Below are 20631 nucleotides of genomic sequence, written 5' to 3' on the forward strand. Positions count from 1 at the left end.
CGGGAGGTCGATCGCCGCGCAATGCGGACGGTGGGCAGCGATCGCGACCGGCGTTCGCGGCGCGGCCCGCAGCGTCGGCCCAGGCCCGAAGGCCGCCCCTGTGCACTGCCGGCAAGGCGATACTCACATGCCGCCCGGCGCGAAAGCCGACATTTCGTCTCAGCCTTGCGGCCGCCGGCGCTGCGCCCGCGGGCCACGCCTGCTGCCGTCCGCAGCGACCGCGGCGCGCGGCGGCGGCACGGTCTGCGCCGGCCATGCCCGAGCCCGGCCGCAGCGACCATCCGGATGCGGCTGGCGTGGCACGGCGTCAGCGCCGCGCCAGCACCACCCAGCCCTGCACCGGCACACCGCCTTCCTTGCGCAGCTGGTCGGCGCGGATCTGCACGCGCGCGAACCCGGCCTGCGCCAGCGCGGCCTGCACGTGCGCGCGGCTGTGCCGGTAGCGTCCGCTCGATCCCAGCTGCACCCGGTCGGCCGCCGCGTCCAGCGCTTCCACGGTGAACGCCAGCCAGCCATCGCCGCGCAATGCGCCGTGCGCGGCCGCGCAGACCTCGCCCAGGTCGCCGAAGTACACCAGCGTATCGGCCGAGACCACCACGTCCCAGGCCTGCGCTTGCGCCTGCAGGTGCGCGGTCAGCTCGCCGACCACCAGGGCGTCGTAGCCACCGCGCTGGCGCGCCTTGTCGATCATGCCCGCAGACAAATCCACCCCCGCCAGGTGCCGCGCGTGCGGCCGCAGCAGCGGCGCGCACAGGCCGGTGCCGCAGCCGGCGTCGAGCATGTCCAGCGCGGCGCAGGGCGCGTGCAGCACCTGCGCCAGCGCATCGGCCAGCAGCTGCGGCGCGCGGTAGTCGAGATTGTTCAGCAGTTGCTCGTCGAAGCTCTCGGCGAAGCCGTCGAACACGTCGCGCACGTAGGCGTCGTCGGCGCGCGGCGGCGCGGCGCTGCCGCCGCATGCGGCCAGCATGTGCCGCGCCACCGCGTTGTGCGGATCGCGCGCCAGCCAGTCGCGGTACACCGCCACCGCGTCGTCGTGGCGGCCGAGCAGGTACCAGGCGGTGCCCAGCGCCTCCAGCGCGCGCAGGTTGGCCGGATCCAGTTCGCAGGCGCTGCGGAAGCAGTCGGCCGATTGCTCCAGATGCTGGTGATGCTGCGCGTGGTTGCGCAGGAACAGGCCGAGCAGGTAGTGGCCGTGGGCGAAGCCGGGCACCTGCTGCAGCAGCTGCGCATAGGCCAGGAAGGCCTCGTCCAGGCGCGCCTGCGCCTCCAGCACCACCGCCAGGTTGCTCAGCGCGTTGTGGTGCGCCGGCGCGCAGGCCAGCGCGCGCCGGTAGCAGGCCTCGGCCTCGGCCAGGCGTCCGCATTCCTTGTGCACGTTGCCGAGGTTGTTGTGCGCGTCCGGGTACGCCGGCACCAGCGCCAGCGCCTGCCCGATCAGCTGCAGCGCTTCGTCGCTGCGCCCGCGCTGGTGGCACAGCACGCCGAGGAAGTGCAGCGCGTCCGCGTGCGCCGGCTGCACGGCGAGCACGCCGCGATAGCCGCGCTCGGCCGCGTCCAGCTCCCCTGCCCGGTGCACCGCGATCGTCTGCGCCAGCGTCGGTGCGGCCGGCATCCCCATGCCGGCCGCGACCGCGTCCGCATCCCCATGCCGCGCCAGCGCGGCCCCCGCCTGCTGCATCGCCCCGCTCCCCTTATCCGATCAATACGGTGAAGCACCCCAGCGCGATCACCCCGCCGTGCGCGGTGCTGTCGCCCAGCCGCGCTGCGGGCAGGCCCGCGATCAGCACGGTCGGCGCGCCGGACACGATGCTGTCCGGCGGCCCCACGCACACCGCCGTGTCGCTGATCCGTGCCGCCGGCAACCCGCCGATCAACACCGTCGGCGCGCCCGGCGCCACGATCGGCCCGCCCACATGCGGCACCACCCCGGTGACCATCGGGCAGACGTGCAGATCGGTGAGGCGGGCGGCAGGTTGCATGCGAAAGCGACAGCGCAGTGGCCAGGCCGCCAGCTTGGCGCGCGCGCCGGCGCGCGACCCGTCATTTCGTCTCAGTCACCAGTGCCGAACGCGGCGCATCCGGCGCTTCCAGCTTGGCCAGGGTCTCGCGCACCTGCGCCAGCGGCCCGGGCGCATCGCCATACAGCCCGAACAGGATCGCGCGTGCGCGCTCGGCATGCGTGCGCGCCTGCGCGCGCTGGCCCAGCGCGATCTCCGCCTCGGCCAGGCCGCGCAGGATTTCCGCGGTCACCTCGTGCTTGCCGCCGAGGATGCGCTCGGCACTGGCCAGCGCCGCCCGCTGTTCGGCCGCAGCGAGGCCCGCCTGGCCGTCGTCCAGCAGCCAGAAGGCGTGGTTGGTGCGGGCCATGACGGTGGTCGTGTTGTCCTCGCCGTACAGCGCGCGCGCATTGTCCAGCGCCTTGCGGTAGTACGGGCCGGATTCGGCCACCTTGCCCTGCTGGCGCAGCGCACCGGCCAGGTTGTTGTAGATCATCTGGGTGTCCGAGCCGCGCTCCCCGTACAGGCGGATCACGACCGGCAACACGGCCCTCAGCTCGCGCTCGGCGGCGGGATAGTCGCGCTTCATCAGCAGATAGACCGCCAGGCTGTTGCGCATCGACAGGGTCAGCGGGTGCTCCGCGCCCAGGCGCGCGCTACGACGGACGATCAGCGCACGGATCAGCGCGATCGCCCGGTCGTAGTCGCCGCCATCGGCCAGGTTGCTGGCATAGCGGTCGCCCGCGGTCAGGACGCTCTGGTCGTCCCCCGGCAGCACCCGCGACAGTCCCTCGTAGGCCAACTGGCTCTCGCGCAGCGCGGCCTTGGTCTGGCCCTGCGCACGCAGCGCCCAGCTCAGCCGCGACTGCATGTCGTAGGCCAGCGGCGCCGCATCGCCGCTGCGCAGGCGGACCTGGGCGATGCCGTCGCGCAGGATCGCGGCGGCCCGCCTGGACTGGCCGACCGGCACCAGCGCCTCGCCGAGCAGGCGCATGATCTGCAGCTCCTGCTCGCTGTAGGCGCCGAAGTGCGCGATCGCATGGCGCCGCGCCGATTCCAGTTCGGCCACCGCGCGCTTGTATTCGCCCAGTGCCATCAGGCTGCGGCCGATGGTCAGCTCCACTTCCACCAGCGCCTGCGGCTGGCTGGCCAGTTCGCGCGTGGCGCGCTGCGAGGCCTGGTCCATCACCTGCAGCAGCAGGGTCTTGTCCTTGTCCTGGGCCACCGCCGGGTCCACGCTGGACAGCAGCGAGCCGAGGAAGTCCGCGGTGACCTGCGCCCGCTGCGCCTCGCGCTGCGCGTTGCGCAACGACCACAGCGTGGCGGCCAGCCCGCCGAACAGCGCGGTCAGTACCAGCAGCGAGGCCAGCACCGCGCCGCGGTTGCGCTGCACGAACTTGCGCGCGTCGCGGCGCCGCGAGCGGCGCAGCGCGCGCGGCGGATAATCGCCGAGCCAGCGGCGCAGGTCGTCGAGCAAGGACGACACCGACGCGTAGCGCGCCGCGCGGTCCGGCGCCATCGCCTGCAGCGCGATCGCATCCAGGCCATCGTGCAGCGCACGCAGCAGCTGCGCCGGCGACGCCCCGCGCTGTTGCGCCAACTCGCGCTGCTGCGGCAGCGGCTGCGCCTGAATCCAGCACGAGGGCGCTTCCGGCACGCCCGCCTCGAACAGCTCCGGGCGCACCCCGCAGATCAGCTCGTACAGCAGCGCGCCCAGCGAATACACGTCGCTGCGCGCGTCCACCCCGCCGTCGTCGCCCTGCGCCTGCTCCGGACTCATGTAGCCGGGCGTGCCGCTCGCGCCGGCCGGATTGCGCGAGGGCTGCGCGGTTTCCACCGCGATGCCGAAGTCGATGATGCTCGGCGCCGGGCGCCCATCAACCTCGCCGACCAGCACGTTGTTCGGCTTGAGATCGCGGTGGATCACGCCCTTCTGGTGCGCGTGCTGCACGCCCTCGCCGACCCGCACCAGCAGTTCCACCCGCGCGCGCAGCGACAAGGCCCGCTGCGCGCACCAGCGGGTCAACGGCTCGCCGCGGATGTATTCCATCACCAGGTACGGCCGCCCCTGCGCATCGGTGCCGGCGTCGTGGATCTGCGCGATCGCCGGATGCTGCATCTGCGCCAGCAGGCGGCATTCGAACTCGAACACCGCCCGCTGCTGCGCATCCAGGGCGGTCGCGGCGATCAGCTTGATCGCCACCTCGCGCTCGTAGGCGCCGTCGGCGCGATGCCCCAGATAGACATGGCCCATGCCGCCGCGGCCGATCACCCGGTCGATCGCCCACGGCCCGAAGCGGGTCCCGGGCGGCAGCTCGGCGGCGTTGCCGTCGCCACCCAGCAGAGTGCCGAGCAGGCCGGGGCGCGGCAACTCGGTGGCGCCCACGTCGGCCGCGAGCAGGCCGAGCAACTCGCTCAGCAGTTCCGGGTCGTCGCCGGCCTGCGCCTGCGCGAAGGCCGCACGCTGCGATTCCGGCAGCGCGCAGGCCTGATGGAACAGCGCCTGCAGGCGCTGCCAGGCGGCGGGGTTCAGCGGCATGGGCGCGCGATCCGCTGCGTGGGGCCGAGCGAGGCCGTGCCTGCGCCATGTTCCGCACGGCGCGGCACGCGCATCGCCAGGCGACCCCGGCCGGCTGGCGAAAGCGGACTGATCGGGGCGTCGGGCATGGCCAGCCGGCGGAAGCGGGGAGAGTCCGCCAAGTATCGCGCATAAACGGTGACAGGACTCACATTCCCCGCGGGATCCCCGGCGACGCGACGCCTAGCTCAAACCGCGTCCCGCAAGCCGCCCTGCCACGATCCTCGCTCCCTGGCCGCCGGGGTCATGCACACAGATGCTTGGCCGCGGTCTGCCAAGCCTTGACCTCGCCCGGATGGTCGAAGGAGTAGTAGATTTCCTGCCCGGGTTGCAGCAGGTTGTCCAGCGCGCTCTGGCATTTCGTGCAAGGCGACATCTCGATGTACATCGCCAGTATCGTGGGAATGGAAGGCTCGTCGGCGATCGCGTTCCACAGGGCGGTGAGTTCGCCATGCGCGCACGCGTTCGCGATCTCGATCCCATTGACCTTGAACGGGATGCGGATGCGGCTGTTGCCGAACACGTTGTCGACGTCTCCTCCGTTCGTCATGTACGACACGAAGGAACAGCACGAGCCCGCGCCGATGCCGGTGATGCCTCCGTCGTCCTTCGACTGGACGACTTCGCGCTTCTTCCTCAGGCAGGCCTGGACCACGCCGTTGGCGCTGTTGATGTCGTAGGGAACCTTGATCAGGACTGGCATCTCGTGACTCCTTGGTTGTGAAGGCGAACCGTCGTTCGCGAACGCGGATCCGGGCATTTCCCGGCGCCCATTGCCCGCACGGGCCTGGCTCACCAGCCCAGCGGCCGGTTGATGGTCTTGCCGTCCTTCGAGTAGTGGTTGAGATCGTTGCCGCCGGAGTAGGTGCCCAAGGTGAGCGGGTTCTTCCAGATGCCGCCGCCCATGGTCGAGACCTTGCCCGCCGCGAACTTGACCTCTCCCCCGTTGTCGCCGTTCACCACCGCACAGTGGCCGATGCCATGCTGGTTCATCCAGCCGGCGCAGTCCCGGCAGACCTTCTTGCCGACGCACACCACCTGCAGCGCCCCGCCCAGCTCGGCCTTGGCGATACCCAGGTCGTGCACGCAGAAGCGCACGATCGCCATTTCGGCATGCAACCCGGTCTGCACCGTGCCGACATCGTGGATGTCCGCCTGCGGCAGCAGCATGGCCTTCATGCCTTTCACCCAGCCGATGACGTCGTCGGTGACGCCCTTCAACGACACCACCAGGTCGAAACCGCTGGTGGAGCGGACGAAGCCGATCGCGAAGGTCTGCTGCGATCCGTACGTGCCGACGATGTTCTTGATGTGGACGTTGCTGGCGATCTTGGTGATGTTGCACATGGCGCCGCCCAGCGAGCGCGGCGCCGTGTTCCACGCATCCTGCTGCGCTGCCCCGCGCCGGTTCTCGGCGGCGGTGGCGACCTGGTTCCATTGTGTCTTCGGCATATTCACCTCCTGGAAAAACACACCTCCCGACAGGGCGGGAAGCCGTCGTCTGCCGCGCGATGGGCATGGCCCACCCGATCGCTGCGCGCGACCACCTGCAGCGCATGGCCGGATTCGCCGCCGGCGCGCCGACCGGCGCGCTGGCCACGGTCAGATCTGGGTCACCTGATTGGCCGGCAGCGGCGTGGTCATGCCGCTGCCAGGGTTGTAGCTTTGCTGATAGAACTCCCACACCCCATTGCGCCGCACCCCGATCACCACCGATGCGTAGAAGCCCGGAGCGATGGCGTCGTTGTGCCAGCAGCGGTGGCCGATTCCGCCGCCGGCCGCTAGCTGTGCCGCGGTATCGCGCGTCGTGGAACCGGCATCGTGGTGTGTCACCGTGGTGCCATTGATCTCCAGTACGCACCCGGTGAGCGCGGGCGTGAAGAAGATGTCCGCCCCGACCGTGCCGAGCGTGATGGCCGGCGCGGCTTTGGGGTTGTTCGGCAGCCAGTGCGCCATGAACGCGTGCGAGAAGAAACTTCTGTGGTTGCCAGCGGTGTGGACCTCGATCCCGCTATTGCCGGCCATGAGGTTGACCAATTGCTGGCCTACCCCCGCAACGATGTGCGGCTGGCTGGCGAAGACGTTGTTGCGCAGATAGGCGATCTGCGTCGCATTGCCGCGCATGGCGGTGAGGAACGCGCTGTTGTAGCCACCACTCATCGCTCAAACCTCCACACCAGGAAAGGATTCGGGCCGCGGAACCGGCGTGGTCCCGGCGCATGGCAGAAACACCGAGCGGAGGGTCCCGCTCCGAATGAGCAATTCCCCCCGGATTGCATTCATTGCCCCAACAGCGATTGCCTGCGGCGTCGCCGGCGTGCCGCACCGGCACGGCGGCACGCCTGGATGAAGTGCCGTGGTGAAGCGCGATCGCGGCGGCGTCGCTTCCGCCGCGCCCCCGACGCACACGGGAACAGACGATCTCCACACCGGCCTGAGCCGGGCCGGCAGTCGCCATCGGATTCGCGCGAAAGAGGACTCGTGGCGTTCATGGCATCCCTGACTTGGAGACCGGTTCCGTTTGCCGCCGGTCGATCGGCCGCCAGCCGTCTGCTCCCGCGCTGCGCAGCCGGCCGGCGAAGCGCTGGTGCATGGACGGGCAGTGCCAGGGGCGCGACTGCACCTTGCCGCCGAAGGCGTCTTGCCGGATCCGCCGCGCATCCTGTTCCCACAGACGTTTCCATGGATGGCGCAGCTCGGACCGTACGCCTGCCGGACGCTGGCGACCCGACGCTTCGTCTCAGGCTTGCCGGTGCCGCCGCCGGCAAAACCGCATGCCCGCCGCCATGCATATCGGCGGGCATGCGTATTGCTAGATGCGATTGGGCAGTTGCAGCGGATCGATCACCGCCATCACCGCCGTTTTCCTGCCTGCGTGCGCGCCCTCGCCGCCATAGGACAGGAACTGTTCCATCAGCGTGCTGGTGCGGGTGTAGTTCTTCTGCACCGCCTGTCCACGCTCGGCCTCGCCTGCGAGGAACTCGCCGTTGTTGACGCCGCAGATCGTGCCGTCGCCGTTGGTCACCACCCAGTGCCCGTTCCAGTTGTAGTTGTCCGGGCTCCAGATGTGCACGACGTAACCCGGGCCGATGTCCGCCGCGATCCGGCCCAGGCGCGCCATGTCCCCCGGGCCGATCTTGCCGCGCCAGACCTCCCTGCCCGCACCGAACAGCAGGTCGCAGCCGGCCTGCTTGTTCGGCGCCGAGTTCTGCATGAACCAGCGCATCGAGACCAGGCCGCTCTTCACCAGCCAACCTTGCACGCCGACGTAGCAGATGACGCCTTGCCCGACCGTGGCCAGGTCGGTGCGCGCAAGCGTCAGGTTGCCGGGCAGGCTGGTGCCGTTCGGCGCTCCTGCGAAGGCGGCGTTCTTGAGGTCGTCGCGGGTGGCGCCCGGCACCGTCACGAACATGCCGATGCCGGACAGGATCTGCACTTCGCTCTTGATGCTCCAGTGCGCCAGGCTGTCGACCTTCCAATTGGCCTGCAGCAGGCCGGGCAACGGAATGACGTGCAATCCAGGACCCGCCTCGGATTGCTTGGCCCACAGCTCCGAGTAGTAGACGCGCTGGCACAGCAACAGGCCGCGCAAGGCCTTGCGCTGGCTGGTGTTGCCGGCGTACTGCGGATCGTCCTTGCCGTCGTCGCGCCGGCCGAGCGACAGCTGCCCGGCGATCCCCTTCTTCTTGTTCTCGGGAACGAGCTGATCGATATGGTCGCCCAGCCGGTCGGCGGGGAAATTCGTATTGAGATAGGCGATCGTGTCGTCCCATCGGTCTTTCCAGTCCTTCATTCCAAACATGTACAGCGCCCTCTTCCTTCGTTTTCGTTGCGATCGACGATCGCCGTTGGGGGATGCCGATGCTCGTCGGCCCATTTCACTCGATCCGGCATCCTGGCCATGGGACGCGACGATGGCTGTCGTCTCGTCCAGGTCCCTGTCCGCACCCGTCGGTCCGCGTCAGACGAAATGCCGGGTGAGTCCGGACTGCACGTAGCCCAGGCGCCCATCGGCGCGCCATTGCGCCGTCACCACCATCCCGAACACGCGCGACTTCGACTGCTTGTGTTTGCTCGTCGGCCCCACGCCGTAATAGCTCTTGCTCGCGCCCATGTAGTTGGGATGCGCGTTGATGAACTGCAAGCCCATCGCGTTCACGATTCGCTGCCCGGCCGCATGCCCGTTGCGGTCCATGCTGCAGAGGTGATTGGCGATCCAGCCCTGCTCCATCTGGCTGTAGCCGGGCGGAACGAAGAGCGAAAAATTCAATCCCGCGCCCGGCCCCTTGGCCTCCACGATCAGGAAATCCGAAACGCCACCGCCTTTCGGGTACTCCCAGATCTGGTCGATGCCCGTGCCGGCATGCAAGTGGTAGCCCCAGATCATGTTGCCGCCAGGGTGCAGATCGAGAACGCAGATCGCCGCAGCCGCCTCGCCGACGCATTCGGTGATGCGCGTGTTCGCCAGCAGCGCGCGCATGTCCTGCGCGATCGCATCGAAATGCTGGCAGGCCTGCGCGTCGGCGGCCAGGCCGGCGACCTCCTGCTCCAGGCCCTGCCAGATCGTGCGACGGCGGATATCCAGCAGGGCGAACGGCAGGAAGATCTCGTCGTTCGCCCTGACGCCCCAACCGAAGGCATTGTTCAGGTCGTCATGGTAGATCACGTCCCGGTGCATGCCTTTCGGCGGCCACGACGTCAAAGGCGGCGCAGCATTGGCGCGCCCGCTGGCCGCGTTGATGCGGATGACTTTCTGCCGCTTCGGCTTCTTCGGCGAGACGAAGGAATAGCGGTCGTACCTGCCGACGACGGCGGCGTAATCGACCTTGGCCTTGCTGCGCTGCACTCTTCCCATCGTGATTTTTTCCTCGTGAAACACTGCATCGCCGACACGACGGCGATCGGATGTGCGCTGGATGGAGCGACGGAACAGCCGGCCTCAGAGCCCGCGCCCGTGGTCCTCGTCGGCGATGCCGAAGGTCCCGATCGGCGGCTCGATGTAGCCGTACAGCGGGTTGGTGGTCACATGCGCATCGCCGCAGGTGATCAGATGCATGTGGTCCGGATGGCGATCGATCACCGCCTGGATATTGCGTCCCATCACGTCATTCATGACGGTACGCAACTGCATCGAAATCCGATTGCATTGCAGTAGCAGTTTGTCGAACCCGAGCATCCCGGTTGTAGCCACTACGCGCTTTCCGTTAGCGAGCTGCACATGCTTGCTGGCCTTCAGCGACAGGAACTGGCGCGCCATGGTCTGCTCGTCGACCAGGTGCCTGCCCACGTCCGGGCTGTTCCGGAACGCATCGAGGTGGCCCACCAACGCCTCGATGTCGGACATGGCCATGACTTCCTTGTTGTCCATCGCGAAGGGCAGAAGCGCATTGACGGAGATCAGAATTCCTTCGACGGCCTTGAAGCACTCCGGCTCCCATCCGAAGACCTTCCTGTTCATGAACACCGGCTGCAGATGCCTCGGCACGGAATCGGCGGAGACCGCATCCGCGTATAGCTCCACGTGGCAACACAGCTTGTTGGCCGCCATGATCCCGTCGAAGAACCCGGTCCAGACACCGCGGTTGGTCCACTCGAACGGCGGATTGCGATGCCCGTCGCCGGTCATGAACACCACCGGCGCGTACTCGTCGGGGAACAGCTCCGACGCCACCGAAAGCTCCGCTGCCGGATCCAGCCCGGACGTCAGCAATTTCTTCTTGACCCACCAGTTCTGGACCTTCACGTGTGGCTCCGTTGTTCCACCAAGAGGAAAACACGGCCTTCAGCGACTCCGCTCCCGAACCGCTGCGTCGGCAGGGACCGGTATCGTGCCGGCTCGATTGCGCGGTTCCGCAGCGGCCACAGGACCTGGACATCGTCGCCTTCCAGATCCCGGCAATCGCGCCGCGCAAGCCCACCGCTCGGCGTTTCAGGCTCACCGGCGCGAGGGCCGATCAGAACGCGTAGTCGAACTCCGCGCCCACCACGCCCACGCGCGCGCGCGCGATCGGCTGCCCCTCGATCATCCGGTTCAGGAACTCCCGCGAAATCTCCGGCAGCATCGAATTGGTCAGGATCGCGTCGATCATGCGGCCGCCCGATTCACTCTCGGTGCAGCGGCTGACCACCAGCTTCACCACGTCCTCGTCGTAGTCGAACGGGATCTTGTAGCGCGCTTCCACGCGCTGCTTGATCCGGTTCAACTGCAGCCTGACGATCTGCCCGAGCATCGCGTCGCTCAGCGGGTAGTAGGGGATGGTGACCAGGCGGCCGAGCAGCGCCGGCGGGAAGATCTTCAGCAGCGGCTCGCGCAGGGCCTTGGCCATGCCCTCCGGATCCGGCATCAGCTCCGGATCCTTGCACAGGCTGGCGATCAGCTCGGTGCCGGCGTTGGTGGTGAGGATGATCAAGGTGTTGCGGAAATCGATGCGGCGGCCTTCGCCGTCCTCCATCACGCCCTTGTCGAACACCTGAAAGAACAGTTCGTGCACGTCCGGGTGCGCCTTCTCCACTTCGTCCAGCAGCACCACCGAATACGGCTTGCGCCGCACCGCCTCGGTCAGCACGCCGCCTTCGCCGTAGCCGACGTAGCCGGGAGGCGCGCCCTTGAGCGAGGACACCGTGTGCGCTTCCTGGTACTCGCTCATGTTGATGGTGATCAGGTTCTGCTCGCCGCCGTACAGCGCCTCGGCCAGGGCCAGCGCGGTCTCGGTCTTGCCGACGCCGGAGGTGCCGGCGAGCATGAACACGCCGATCGGCTTGTGCGGGTTGTCCAGGCCGGCGCGGGTGGTCTGGATGCGCTTGGCGATCATCTCCATGCCGTGGTCCTGGCCGATCACGCGTTTGGCCAACAGTTGCGGCAGGCGCAGCACGGTGTCGATCTCGTTGCGCGCCATGCGCCCGACCGGGATGCCGGTCCAGTCGGCGACCACCGCGGCCACCGCCTGGTAGTCCACGGTCGGCAGGATCAGCGGATGCTCGCCCTGCACGGCGCTCAGTTCCGCCTGTACCTGGCGCAGCCGCGCCAGCAGCGCGTCGCGTTCGTTGCCCGACGGCGCCTGCGCGGGGATCTCCTGCATCTGCTGCGCCGGCGCCTGCTGCGCCAGCGATTGCGCCGCCGCCTCCAGCGGGCTGCCGGTGCCTTCGATCGGCGCGGCGCCGGCGCGCAGCTGCGCGCGCAGCGCCAGCAGTTCGTCGACCAGCGCCTTCTCCTCGCTCCAGCGCTGTTCCAGCTCGGCAAGCCGCGCCTGTTCGGCGTCGAGCAACCCGCGGCAGGCGACATCGCGCTCGTCGACGGCGATGCCGATCGCGTGTTCGCGCTCGATGATGCCGCGCTCGGTCTGCAGCGATTCGATGCGGCGGCGGCTGTCGTCCACGTCGGCCGGGGTGGCGTGCAGGCTCACCGCCACGCGTGCGCAGGCGGTGTCGAGCAGGCTCACCGACTTGTCCGGCAGCTGCCGCGCCGGGATGTAGCGGTGGCTGAGCTTGACCGCGGCCTCCAGCGCCTCGTCCAGGATCTGCACCTTGTGGTGCTGTTCCATGGTGCTGGCCACGCCGCGCATCATCAGCACCGCCTTGGCCTCGTCCGGCTCGTCCACCTGCACCGCCTGGAAGCGGCGGGTCAGCGCCGGGTCCTTCTCGATGTACTTCTTGTACTCGGCCCAGGTGGTGGCGCCGACCGTGCGCAGGGTGCCGCGCGCCAGCGCCGGCTTGAGCAGGTTGGCCGCGTCGCCGGTGCCGGCCGCGCCACCGGCGCCGACCAGGGTGTGGGTCTCGTCGACGAACAGGATGATCGGCTTGGCGCTGGCCTGCACCTCGTCGATCACCGCGCGCAGGCGCTGCTCGAATTCGCCCTTCATGCTGGCGCCGGCCTGCAGCAGGCCCACGTCGAGCGTGCGCAGTTCCACTTCCTTCAGCGCCGGCGGCACGTCGCCGCGGGCGATGCGCTGGGCCAGGCCCTCGACCACCGCGGTCTTGCCGACGCCGGCCTCGCCGACCAGGATCGGATTGTTCTGCCGGCGCCGCATCAGGATGTCCACCACCTGGCGGATCTCGTCGTCGCGGCCGATGATCGGGTCGAGCTTGCCGTCGCGCGCCTGCGCGGTCAGGTCGGTGGTGAACTTCTTCAGCGCCTCCTGCTTGCCCATCGCCGCCGGGGCGATCGCGCCGCTGGCCTCGCCAGGCGCGCCAGCCTGGCCGAGCTGGAAACCGTCGCTGGGCAGCTGGCCGTCCTCCGGCGAACCGGCGACGATCTCGGCGAAGCGCTCGCTCAGCGCCTCCGGCTTGATCTTCTCGAACTCCTTGGAGATGCCGACCAGCGCATGGCGCAAGGTGCGCACGCTGAGCACGCCGACGACCAGGTAGCCGGTGCGCACCTGCGCCTCGCCGAAGCTGAGCGAGGCGTACACCCAGCCGCGCTCGACCGCTTCCTCGACGTTGCTCGACAGGTCGGTGACGCCGCTGGCGCCGCGCGGCAGCCGGTCCAGCGCCTCGGTCACGTCGCGCGCCAGGGTCGACGGGTTGAGCTCGAAGCGCTTGACGATGCGGTGCAGGTCCGAGTCGGGCAGCTGCAGGATCTGGTGCAGCCAGTGCACCAGTTCCACGTACGGGTTGCCGCGCAACTTGCAGAACACGGTGGCGCTTTCGATGCCGCGGTAGGCGAGCTTGTTGAGCTTGCCGAACAGGGCGCTGCGACTGATCTCGGCCATGGCGGTGATTCCTTGTGCGAATGCGGAAAGAAGAGGAAGTGGAAGGAGGCGCTCAGCCGGATGGCCGCAGCACCACGTCGTCGGCGTCGGCGATGTCCCAGCTGCGCTGGCCGAGCCAGGTGTCCAGGCCCAGGCGCCCGCCGCGCGCCAGCGCGGTCGCCGGCACCTGGTCGGACTGCAGCAGCAACTGCAGGTCCCAGCCTTTTTCGTCGCCGACGTAGCTGCGTACCGCCGCGGCCAGCTGGCGCAGGGCCTCGCCGCCGGGCAGGAAGCGCTGGAAGGCGCTGCGCGACAGCGGCCCCAGGCGCAACCGGAACCGCTGCTGCGCGCCGCGCGCATGCGCGCCGAGCACCGTGCTGTGGCCGAGCGTGGCGACCTCGGGCGAGGCGCCCAGGCGCAGCTGCGCATCGTCCGGCAGGCGCATCCATTCGGCGACGAATTCGAGCACCTGCACCGGCACCGCGAACAGTTGCTCGAGCAGGCCGCGCAGGCCTTCGGCGTTGCGCGCCACCGGCAGCAGGCGCCCGGCGAAATGGCGCCGCGCGTCGTCCGGCAGCGCATCGCGATCGCGCAGGTGCGGCGAGGCGATGCCGCTGAGCGCATCCAGGTAGCCGCGGAAGCGGTCCTCGTGCGGACGGTCGGCCTGCACGGTCGGCTGCGCGTCGGCCCAGGCGCGGTAGAACAGGCTCAGCATGCGGTGGTGGAACAGGTCGGCGAACGCGGCCAGGGTCGGGTCCTTGGCCTGCGCCTGGCGCTCGATCGCGTACTCGGTCAGGTGCAGCGGCAGCGGCGCGTTCGGCCCGAACAGGCCCAGGAACAGCCCGTACAGCTTGCCCGGCTGGGTGCCGGCGGCGGCCACGTAGCGGTCGATCGAGCGCGGCGCGAACGCCAGCGACGGGGTATGCCGCAGCCGCACCGGATCGTCGGACGGGCGCGTGGAGCGGCCCAGCCGCGGGCGCTGCGGATGCGCGCGTTCCAGCGCGCGCAGCGCGGCGAAGAACTCGAAGTCCTGCGGCCGCTCGCGCAGGGCCTGCTCCAGGGCGGCGAGGTCGGCGGCGCTCACAGCAGCTGCCGTTTGCCGAGCTGCGCCGGCCAGCGCGCGATCTCGTTGCGCTCGCTGGTGCGCAGTACGGTCTCGGTGAAGGAATTGACCGACACGTAGCGGGCGAAGAAGTGCTGCAGCACCGCGCCGAGCAGGAACGCGCCGCTGCCTTCGAAGGCGCTGTCCTCGCAGGTGAGGGTGATCTCCAGGCCGCGGCCGAAGGTGATCGGCCCCGGCGCCGGGATGCGGCGCACGATCGGCTGCGCCTGTACGTGCTTGATGCCTTCGATCTGGCGCAGCGCCGCGGCATCGAACGGATCGCAGTACAGGGTCAGCATCTCGCGCAGCGCCGCGGCGCCGTCCTGGCCGTCCTCGAACAGCGACAGGTAGTTCAGCTGCAGGTGGCTGAGCAGGCGCCAGGCGGTGGCGCCGTCGCTCAGCGCCGGGCGCGGCTTGGTCGGCCCGGCCACGCAGCGCACGCTGTGCACCGGCGCGCCGGCGTCCATCGTGAAATCGGTGGCGCCCTTGCCGACCGGCATGTGCAGCGGCAGGTCGCGGTTGCTGCACAGCAACTGCAGGCCGAGCTGGCGCAAGGAGGTCGCGTAGGCGCCGTCGTCGGCATCGACCAGGCTGACGTAGACCTCGCTGCCGACGTAGCTGGAGCGCGCGCCCTGGCGGCGCTGGCGCGCCGACAGCAGGCGCGGTTCGCGGCGCAGCGTGTAGAACGCGCCGTGGCGTGCGTGCCAGGTGTGCGCGTCGCCGCCGTAGAACGGCAGGAAGCGCTGCTCCGGCTCCTGGCGGTCGCCGAAGCCCTCGACCTCGCCCAGGCTGTGGATCTCGAAATCCATCGGCCGGGTGCGGTCGGCGAGCACGTGGTATTCGGTCTTGCCCGGCGCCAGGTGCAGGCGGTCGGCGCGGCGCGGGAACAGGTTGATCGCCGGCGTGCAGAACAGGCGGAAGTTGTCCGCGCTCACCGCCTGCGCCAGGCTGGGCACGCTGCGCTCCAGCAGCACCACGATCTCGAAGCCGGTGCCGTGCAGCCGGCGCAGCGCCGCGCGCAACCCGCCCAGTTCGGCGAACAGGAAGCGCTGCGGGCAGGCGAAGTATTCCTGCAGCAGGCGATAGCCGCTGAAGGCGCGGCCGTCGTAGGGCACCAGCGCCTCGTCGTCGGCGAAGCCGCGCGCGCGCAGTTCGTTGCGGCCGCGCTGCAGCTCCACGCTCGCACCGGCCGCGTCCTGGCCACGCACCACGAAGCCGGCGGCATGGCCGAGCAATTGTTCGTACAGGCGGGTCGGCAGATCGTCGGCGCCGGCCAGGAACAGCGGCAGCGCGTCCAGCGCCAGCATGTTCGCCTGCACCCCGGCCAGGGTCTCGAAGCGCAGGCGCAAGGCCGCGCGCACCGGCCTGGCCGCGGCCTGCGCCGGCGGCAGGCCGATCCCGGCCGCGGCGATCGCCGCCGGCGTGTCCAGGTACTTGGCCTCGCGCAGCGCCAGCGGCCACAACGTGAGCGCGTGCGCGGTGCGGTATTCGCAGGCGGTGCGCTCGCCGCCGGCGACCAGGCTGCGCAGCGCGGTGTGGCGCGGCACGGTATGCCCGGCGGCCAGCGCGCTTTCCTTCAGGTCCGGCTGCAGCTGCACCACCGCCATCGACGGCATCGGCGTCAGGTAGTGCGGATACACCATCTGCAGCAGGTGCTGGGTGAACACCGGGTACTGCGCGTCGAGCTTGAGCTGCACCCGCGCGGCCATGAACGCGAAGCCTTCCAGCAGGCGCTCCACGTACGGGTCGGCGCACTCGAAGCCTTCCAGGCCCAGGCGCCCGGCGATCTTCGGGAACTCGCGCGCGAACTCGCCGCCCATCTCGCGCACGTGCTGCAGTTCGCGGTTGTAGTAGCCGAGCAGGCGCGGATCCATCAGGCGTAGCCCTCGCTCACGTCCAGGCGCCCGGTCTCCAGGTCCAGCTCGGTCTTCAGGTACAGGTTCAGCGGCAGCGGCTGCGCCCACATCTCCGATTCGATGAAGAACACCAGCGAACGCCGGTCCATGCGCCGCGCGTCGGCCTGCACGGTGACGCGCAGGGTGTCGGCGATCAGCCGCGGCTCGAACGCCAGGATCGCCTCACGCAGGCGCAGCTGCAGCGCCGCCGCGTCGATGCCGGACATGGCCACGCCGGCCAGGTCGGGGATGCCGAAATTGAGCACCGAACGGCGCACCTCCGGATACGCGTCCAGCGGCTGGTCGGTGGCCAGGTTGACGCAGTTCAGCAGCCACGACAGGTCGCGCATCACGCACTCGCGCAGGCGCGCGGCGGAGATCACCCGCTTGTCGCGGCTCTCCTCCTGGCGCAGCGGCTCGTCGTCGCTGAGCCGGTCCAGCAGCGAGGGCTGCAGGCGTTCCTGGGTGGTGAGTTCGGCCATCGCAGCGGCTCCGCTCAGGCCGGATCGAACTGGATCTGGCGCACGTCCAGCAGCGCGTGGTCGCCGGCATCGGTGGCCAGCAGGCGCTGGCCCAGGCCGACGTCGCCGTCGCTGCCGCTCCAGTCGGTGCGCCGCGCCAGCAGCAGCTGGCCGTCGTCGCTGCGCTCGGTGCCCGGATAGCGCACCGGCACGAAGCCGAACGCTTCGCCGCCGTTGCGCCAGGTCACCGCGACCGGCGCCCACAGCATGTCGCGCAGGTCGGCCGGCGCCTCGAAGCGCAACGCCTGCACCTGCGCGAACGGCACCCAGGCGTAGCCGCCGTTGACCACCAGCTCCAGGCACGGGCCGAAGCGCGGATCGGCGTCGGCGATCCACTCGAAGCGGGTGTCGTCGAGCGTGCCGGCGCTGCCCGGCGCCTGCGCGAACGCCTGCGCGCGCAGCTCGGCGGCCTGCGCGGTGGCGCCGTCGGCCGACAGCCGCAGCGCCTGCAGCAGCAGCGCCAGCCACGGTTCGGGCGCGCCCAGCACGGTCGGCAGCGCCTGCCCGGCGAACACCGCCGCGCGCTGGCGCTCGGCCTGCACGGTGATCGCATAGGTGGCGGCGAGCGCGGCGTTGTCGGCGTCGAGTTCGCGACAGGCGGTGAGCTGGTCGCGGGCACGGTCCCATTGGCCGAGCACCGCCAATAGCTGGAACAGGAACACGCGCTGGCGCGCGTCGGCCGGATGCTGGCGCACGCGCTGGGTCAGCAGTTTCAGCGCTTCGTCCGGACGCCCGTGACGCAGCAGCAGTTCGGGAGTGGTGTCCATGGCCTGTCCGCACGAAGGGAATGGTGCGGCGCCGTCGCAACGACGGCGCCGGGGTGCGCGGCGGCCGCAGCCGCCGCGACGGATCAGGCCTTGGCCACGCCCTGGATGTCGTAGGTGAATTCCTTCGCCCCGCCCTGCGCCGTGCCCTTGTCGTCCTGCGGCTGGAAGCTGTACTTGAACTTGCCGAAGTGCAGGGTCAGGTTCTCGGTCAGGCGATCCTCGCCGCCCGAGCCGCCGGTGGACAGCGAGGTGACCAGCACGCCTTCGCTCAGCTCCAGGGTCAGGAAGTCGGTCTGTTCGCCGGTGGCGTTGGTCACGTACAGCCACGCGTTCTCCACGCGCGCGCCGGTGCACACCGCGTCCAGCAACGCGTTGGAGCAGCCGTCCACGTACTTGGTGATGGAGATGTCCTGGATGTGCGCCTTGCCGCCGCTGGCCGAACCGCCACCGGTATGCAGGTCGCCGGAATTGCTCGCGCCCCACGACCAGGCCAGGATCGGCACCTCGCCCTTGTGCTTCTTGTGGTTGGACGCGCCTTCGATCTTGACCTTGCCGCTGCCGAACTTGATATGCATGTCGAACGCCATGGAACTGCTCCTCTAAGGATGGAAACGCAACAACGATGGGTCGGCGCACGGCGCGCATCGCCGCGCGCCGGCGCCGTGGCACGGTGGCGCCGGGTCAGGCCTTGGCGGCGGACGGCAGCCGCGACACCAGTCGCAGCGACACGGTCAGCCCTTCCAGCTGGTAGTGCGGCTTCAGGAAGAACTTGGAGGTGTAGTAGCCGGGCGCGCCCTCCACTTCCTCCACCACCACCTCGGCCGCGGCCAGCGGCTTGCGCGCCTTGGTGTCTTCGCTGGAGTTGGACGGGTCGCCGTCGATGTACTGGGTGATCCAGCGGGTCAGCCACACCTGCATCTGCTCGCGGTCGCTGAACGAGCCGATCTTGTCGCGCACGATGCACTTCAGGTAATGCGCGAAGCGGCAGCAGGCGAACATGTACGGCAGCCGCGCGCCCAGCGCGGCGTTGGCGGTGGCGTCCGGATCGTCGTACTCGTCGGGCTTGTTCAGCGACTGCGCGCTGATGAACGCGGCCATGTCCGAGTTCTTGCGGTGCACCAGCGGCATCAGCCCCATCTTGTCCAGTTCGGCCGAACGGCGGTCGGTGATCGCCACCTCGGTCGGGCACTTCATGTCCACGCCGCCGTCGTCGGTGGGGAAGGTGTGCGTGGGCAGGCCCTCGACCGCGCCGCCGGACTCGATGCCGCGGATCCGCGAACACCAGCCGTACTGCTTGAACGAGCGGTTGATGTTCACCGCCATCGCATACGCCGCGTTCTGCCAGGTGTACTTGGCCGAATCGGCGCCGGTGGTCTCTTCCTCGAAATCGAACTCCTCCACCGGATTGGTGGACGCGCCGTACGGCAGCCGCGACAGCGTGCGCGGCATGGCCAGACCGATGTACTTGGAATCCTCCGATTCGCGCAGCGAACGCCATGCGGCGTAGTCGGGCGTGGAGAAGATCTTGGCCAGGTCGCGCGGGTTGGACAGCTCGTTCCAGTTGTCCATGCCCATCAGCTTGGGCGCGGCCGCGGAGATGAACGGCGCATGCGCGGCGGCGGCGACCTGGGCGATGCCGTTGAGCAGCTCCACGTCCGGCGGGCTGTTGTCGAAGTAGTAGTCGCCGACCAGGCAGCCGTACGGCTCGCCGCCGAGCTGGCCGTATTCCTGCTCGTAGACCTTCTTGAAGATCGGGCTCTGGTCCCAGGCGGTGCCCTTGTAGCGCTTGAGCACCTTGCCCAACTCCTTCTTGGAGATGTTGAGCACGCGGATCTTCAGCTGCTGGTCGCTCTCGGTATTGCTGACCAGGTAGTGCAGGCCGCGCCAGGCGCCTTCCAGCTGCTGCATGTCGGCGTGGTGCAGGATGTGGTTGAGCTGCTCGCTGAGCTTGCGGTCGATCTCGGCGATGTAGGCCTTGATCGTCTGCGACACGTCCTCGCTGACCACGTCGCTGCGGCTGAGCACCTGCTCGGCCAGGGTCCGCACCGCGGACTCCACTTCTTCCTTGGCGCGTTCGCTCTTGGGCTTGAATTCCCGGTTCAGCAGCGCGGCGAAATCGCCGGCTTCCAGGACCTGGGTGCTGCTGCCGGCTTCGGCCAGCTGTTCGCTCGCCATGGCTCAGCCCTCCTTCGGATCGGCAGGCTTGGCCGCCGACACCAGCGACTGCAGCAGGGCCGGGTCGCGCAGCGCCTGCGCGATCAGGTTCTCGGCGCCGGCCTTGCCGTCCATGTAGGTGTCCAGGTTGGCCAGCTGGGTACGCGCCTCCAGCAGCTTGGCCAGCGGCTCGACCTTGCGCGCCACCGCCGCCGGCGAGAAGTCGTCCATGCTCTCGAAGGTGATGTCCACCGCCAGCTCGCCTTCGCCGGTGAGCGTGTTGGGCACCTTGAAGGTGGCGCGCGGGCGCATCGACTGCAGGCGGCTGTCGAAGTTGTCCACGTCGATCTCCAGCGCCTTGCGTTCCTCCAGCGACGGCAGCTCGCCGGCATTGGCGCCGGACAGGTCCGACATCACTCCCATCACGAACGGGATCTGCACTTTCTTCTGCGCGCCGTAGACCTCCACGTCGTACTCGATCTGTACCCGTGGCGCCCGATTGCGCGCGATGAACTTCTGACTGTTTGCCATTGCCTCGTCTCCGATTGAGCCTTTCGACCCGGCCCGCCGGCCATGCCGTGCAGGCCGGCCGCGCACCTGCCGCCGGTTGATCCCCGGGACGCCGACGCGAAACGCCGGCGGCGCTCCCCCATCGCGCGCGCGCCGCCGTTCCGCCTCCACGTTCCCCTTGCGCCGTCGGCGCGCGGGCAAGACGCCGCACACCGGGCATCGCATGCCGTGCGTCGCGCCGATCCCCCGGCGCATCACCCTGCACGGCGCTTTTCAGCGATGCGGCGAGTCTAGGAATGGCCCGCACGGACCACCCGACATTTCGTCTCAGTGAAGGCCGCGTCTACGCCTGTGCACAAAGTGTGACGGCGGTGATGGGTTTGCCCCGCTTCTCGCGGTTGTACCGGTGACAGGCCCCGT

General features: G+C 69.5%; 17 protein-coding genes. All 17 read right to left on the reverse strand.

Annotated elements, in window-relative coordinates; genetic code table 11:
• Positions 1 to 307 precede the first annotated feature (307 nt).
• The 17 genes from AB3X10_RS22300 to tssB all read right to left on the reverse strand — a co-directional run bounded on the left by AB3X10_RS22300 (position 308) and on the right by tssB (position 20232).
• A complete protein-coding gene (locus AB3X10_RS22300) occupies positions 308 to 1618 on the reverse strand; it encodes a tetratricopeptide repeat protein (protein ID WP_369981952.1) in 1311 nt (436 codons plus the stop codon).
• 73 nt (positions 1619 to 1691) lie between these two features.
• The gene (locus AB3X10_RS22305; RefSeq protein ID WP_369977651.1) at positions 1692 to 1979 is read right to left on the reverse strand and encodes a PAAR domain-containing protein; all 288 of its coding nucleotides are present in this window, start codon (positions 1977 to 1979) and stop codon (positions 1692 to 1694) included.
• 61 nt (positions 1980 to 2040) lie between these two features.
• Entirely contained in the window at positions 2041 to 4536 is a 2496-nt protein-coding gene (locus tag AB3X10_RS22310) for a protein kinase domain-containing protein (protein ID WP_369977653.1), read from the reverse strand.
• A 283-nt stretch (positions 4537 to 4819) separates the two neighbouring features.
• Entirely contained in the window at positions 4820 to 5278 is a 459-nt protein-coding gene (locus AB3X10_RS22315) for a hypothetical protein (RefSeq protein WP_179569908.1), read from the reverse strand.
• Between the two features lie 89 nt (positions 5279 to 5367).
• Positions 5368 to 6027: a hypothetical protein gene (locus tag AB3X10_RS22320; protein ID WP_369977655.1), complete on the reverse strand. Its 660-nt coding sequence runs from the start codon at positions 6025 to 6027 to the stop codon at positions 5368 to 5370.
• Positions 6028 to 6177: 150 nt separating this feature from the next.
• A complete protein-coding gene (locus AB3X10_RS22325) occupies positions 6178 to 6735 on the reverse strand; it encodes a hypothetical protein (protein ID WP_369977656.1) in 558 nt (185 codons plus the stop codon).
• A gap of 652 nt (positions 6736 to 7387) precedes the next feature.
• Positions 7388 to 8368 carry a hypothetical protein gene (locus AB3X10_RS22330; RefSeq protein ID WP_179569914.1) on the reverse strand — a complete coding sequence of 327 codons (981 nt, stop codon included), beginning with the start codon at positions 8366 to 8368 and terminating at the stop codon, positions 7388 to 7390.
• 168 nt (positions 8369 to 8536) lie between these two features.
• Entirely contained in the window at positions 8537 to 9421 is an 885-nt protein-coding gene (locus AB3X10_RS22335) for a hypothetical protein (protein WP_369977658.1), read from the reverse strand.
• A 93-nt stretch (positions 9422 to 9514) separates the two neighbouring features.
• Complete coding sequence (locus AB3X10_RS22340) at positions 9515 to 10318, reverse strand: hypothetical protein (protein ID WP_369977659.1); 804 nt, start codon at positions 10316 to 10318, stop codon at positions 9515 to 9517.
• A gap of 211 nt (positions 10319 to 10529) precedes the next feature.
• Positions 10530 to 13283, reverse strand: a complete 2754-nt coding sequence (tssH, locus tag AB3X10_RS22345) for a type VI secretion system ATPase TssH (protein ID WP_369977661.1) — start codon at positions 13281 to 13283, stop codon at positions 10530 to 10532.
• 52 nt (positions 13284 to 13335) lie between these two features.
• Positions 13336 to 14379, reverse strand: coding sequence for a type VI secretion system baseplate subunit TssG (tssG, locus tag AB3X10_RS22350; protein ID WP_369981954.1), 1044 nt, complete (start codon positions 14377 to 14379; stop codon positions 13336 to 13338).
• Positions 14343 to 16238, reverse strand: coding sequence for a type VI secretion system baseplate subunit TssF (tssF, locus tag AB3X10_RS22355; RefSeq protein WP_369977664.1), 1896 nt, complete (start codon positions 16236 to 16238; stop codon positions 14343 to 14345). Before tssF ends, tssG begins: the two co-directional genes overlap by 37 nt.
• Positions 16238 to 16741: a type VI secretion system baseplate subunit TssE gene (tssE, locus tag AB3X10_RS22360; protein ID WP_145703999.1), complete on the reverse strand. Its 504-nt coding sequence runs from the start codon at positions 16739 to 16741 to the stop codon at positions 16238 to 16240. The genes tssF and tssE overlap by 1 nt, the downstream gene beginning before the upstream one ends.
• Positions 16742 to 16755: 14 nt before the next feature.
• A complete protein-coding gene (locus AB3X10_RS22365; RefSeq protein WP_369977666.1) occupies positions 16756 to 17547 on the reverse strand; it encodes a type VI secretion system accessory protein TagJ in 792 nt (263 codons plus the stop codon).
• 83 nt (positions 17548 to 17630) lie between these two features.
• A complete protein-coding gene (locus tag AB3X10_RS22370; protein WP_179569926.1) occupies positions 17631 to 18134 on the reverse strand; it encodes an Hcp family type VI secretion system effector in 504 nt (167 codons plus the stop codon).
• Between the two features lie 94 nt (positions 18135 to 18228).
• Positions 18229 to 19722, reverse strand: a complete 1494-nt coding sequence (gene tssC, locus AB3X10_RS22375) for a type VI secretion system contractile sheath large subunit (RefSeq protein ID WP_369977668.1) — start codon at positions 19720 to 19722, stop codon at positions 18229 to 18231.
• Positions 19723 to 19725: 3 nt separating this feature from the next.
• Entirely contained in the window at positions 19726 to 20232 is a 507-nt protein-coding gene (gene tssB, locus AB3X10_RS22380; protein WP_145704028.1) for a type VI secretion system contractile sheath small subunit, read from the reverse strand.
• Between the last annotated feature and the right edge of the window lie 399 nt (positions 20233 to 20631).

It is taken from the genome of Xanthomonas sp. DAR 80977, assembly GCF_041240605.1.
GTDB classification, from domain to species: Bacteria; Pseudomonadota; Gammaproteobacteria; order Xanthomonadales; family Xanthomonadaceae; genus Xanthomonas_A; species Xanthomonas_A bundabergensis.

Excerpts from the sequence above, each read along its gene's own strand:
- AB3X10_RS22370 (WP_179569926.1), bottom strand. The coding sequence starts at position 18,134 with ATGGCGTTCGACATGCATATCAAGTTCGGCAGCGGCAAGGTCAAGATC.
- AB3X10_RS22310 (WP_369977653.1), bottom strand. The coding sequence starts at position 4,536 with ATGCCGCTGAACCCCGCCGCCTGGCAGCGCCTGCAGGCGCTGTTCCAT.
- tssH (WP_369977661.1), bottom strand. The coding sequence starts at position 13,283 with ATGGCCGAGATCAGTCGCAGCGCCCTGTTCGGCAAGCTCAACAAGCTC.
- tssF (WP_369977664.1), bottom strand. The coding sequence starts at position 16,238 with ATGGATCCGCGCCTGCTCGGCTACTACAACCGCGAACTGCAGCACGTG.
- AB3X10_RS22365 (WP_369977666.1), bottom strand. The coding sequence starts at position 17,547 with ATGGACACCACTCCCGAACTGCTGCTGCGTCACGGGCGTCCGGACGAA.
- AB3X10_RS22300 (WP_369981952.1), bottom strand. The coding sequence starts at position 1,618 with ATGGGGATGCCGGCCGCACCGACGCTGGCGCAGACGATCGCGGTGCAC.
- AB3X10_RS22315 (WP_179569908.1), bottom strand. The coding sequence starts at position 5,278 with ATGCCAGTCCTGATCAAGGTTCCCTACGACATCAACAGCGCCAACGGC.
- AB3X10_RS22320 (WP_369977655.1), bottom strand. The coding sequence starts at position 6,027 with ATGCCGAAGACACAATGGAACCAGGTCGCCACCGCCGCCGAGAACCGG.
- tssE (WP_145703999.1), bottom strand. The coding sequence starts at position 16,741 with ATGGCCGAACTCACCACCCAGGAACGCCTGCAGCCCTCGCTGCTGGAC.
- AB3X10_RS22330 (WP_179569914.1), bottom strand. The coding sequence starts at position 8,368 with ATGAAGGACTGGAAAGACCGATGGGACGACACGATCGCCTATCTCAAT.
- tssB (WP_145704028.1), bottom strand. The coding sequence starts at position 20,232 with ATGGCAAACAGTCAGAAGTTCATCGCGCGCAATCGGGCGCCACGGGTA.
- tssC (WP_369977668.1), bottom strand. The coding sequence starts at position 19,722 with ATGGCGAGCGAACAGCTGGCCGAAGCCGGCAGCAGCACCCAGGTCCTG.
- AB3X10_RS22325 (WP_369977656.1), bottom strand. The coding sequence starts at position 6,735 with ATGAGTGGTGGCTACAACAGCGCGTTCCTCACCGCCATGCGCGGCAAT.
- AB3X10_RS22305 (WP_369977651.1), bottom strand. The coding sequence starts at position 1,979 with ATGCAACCTGCCGCCCGCCTCACCGATCTGCACGTCTGCCCGATGGTC.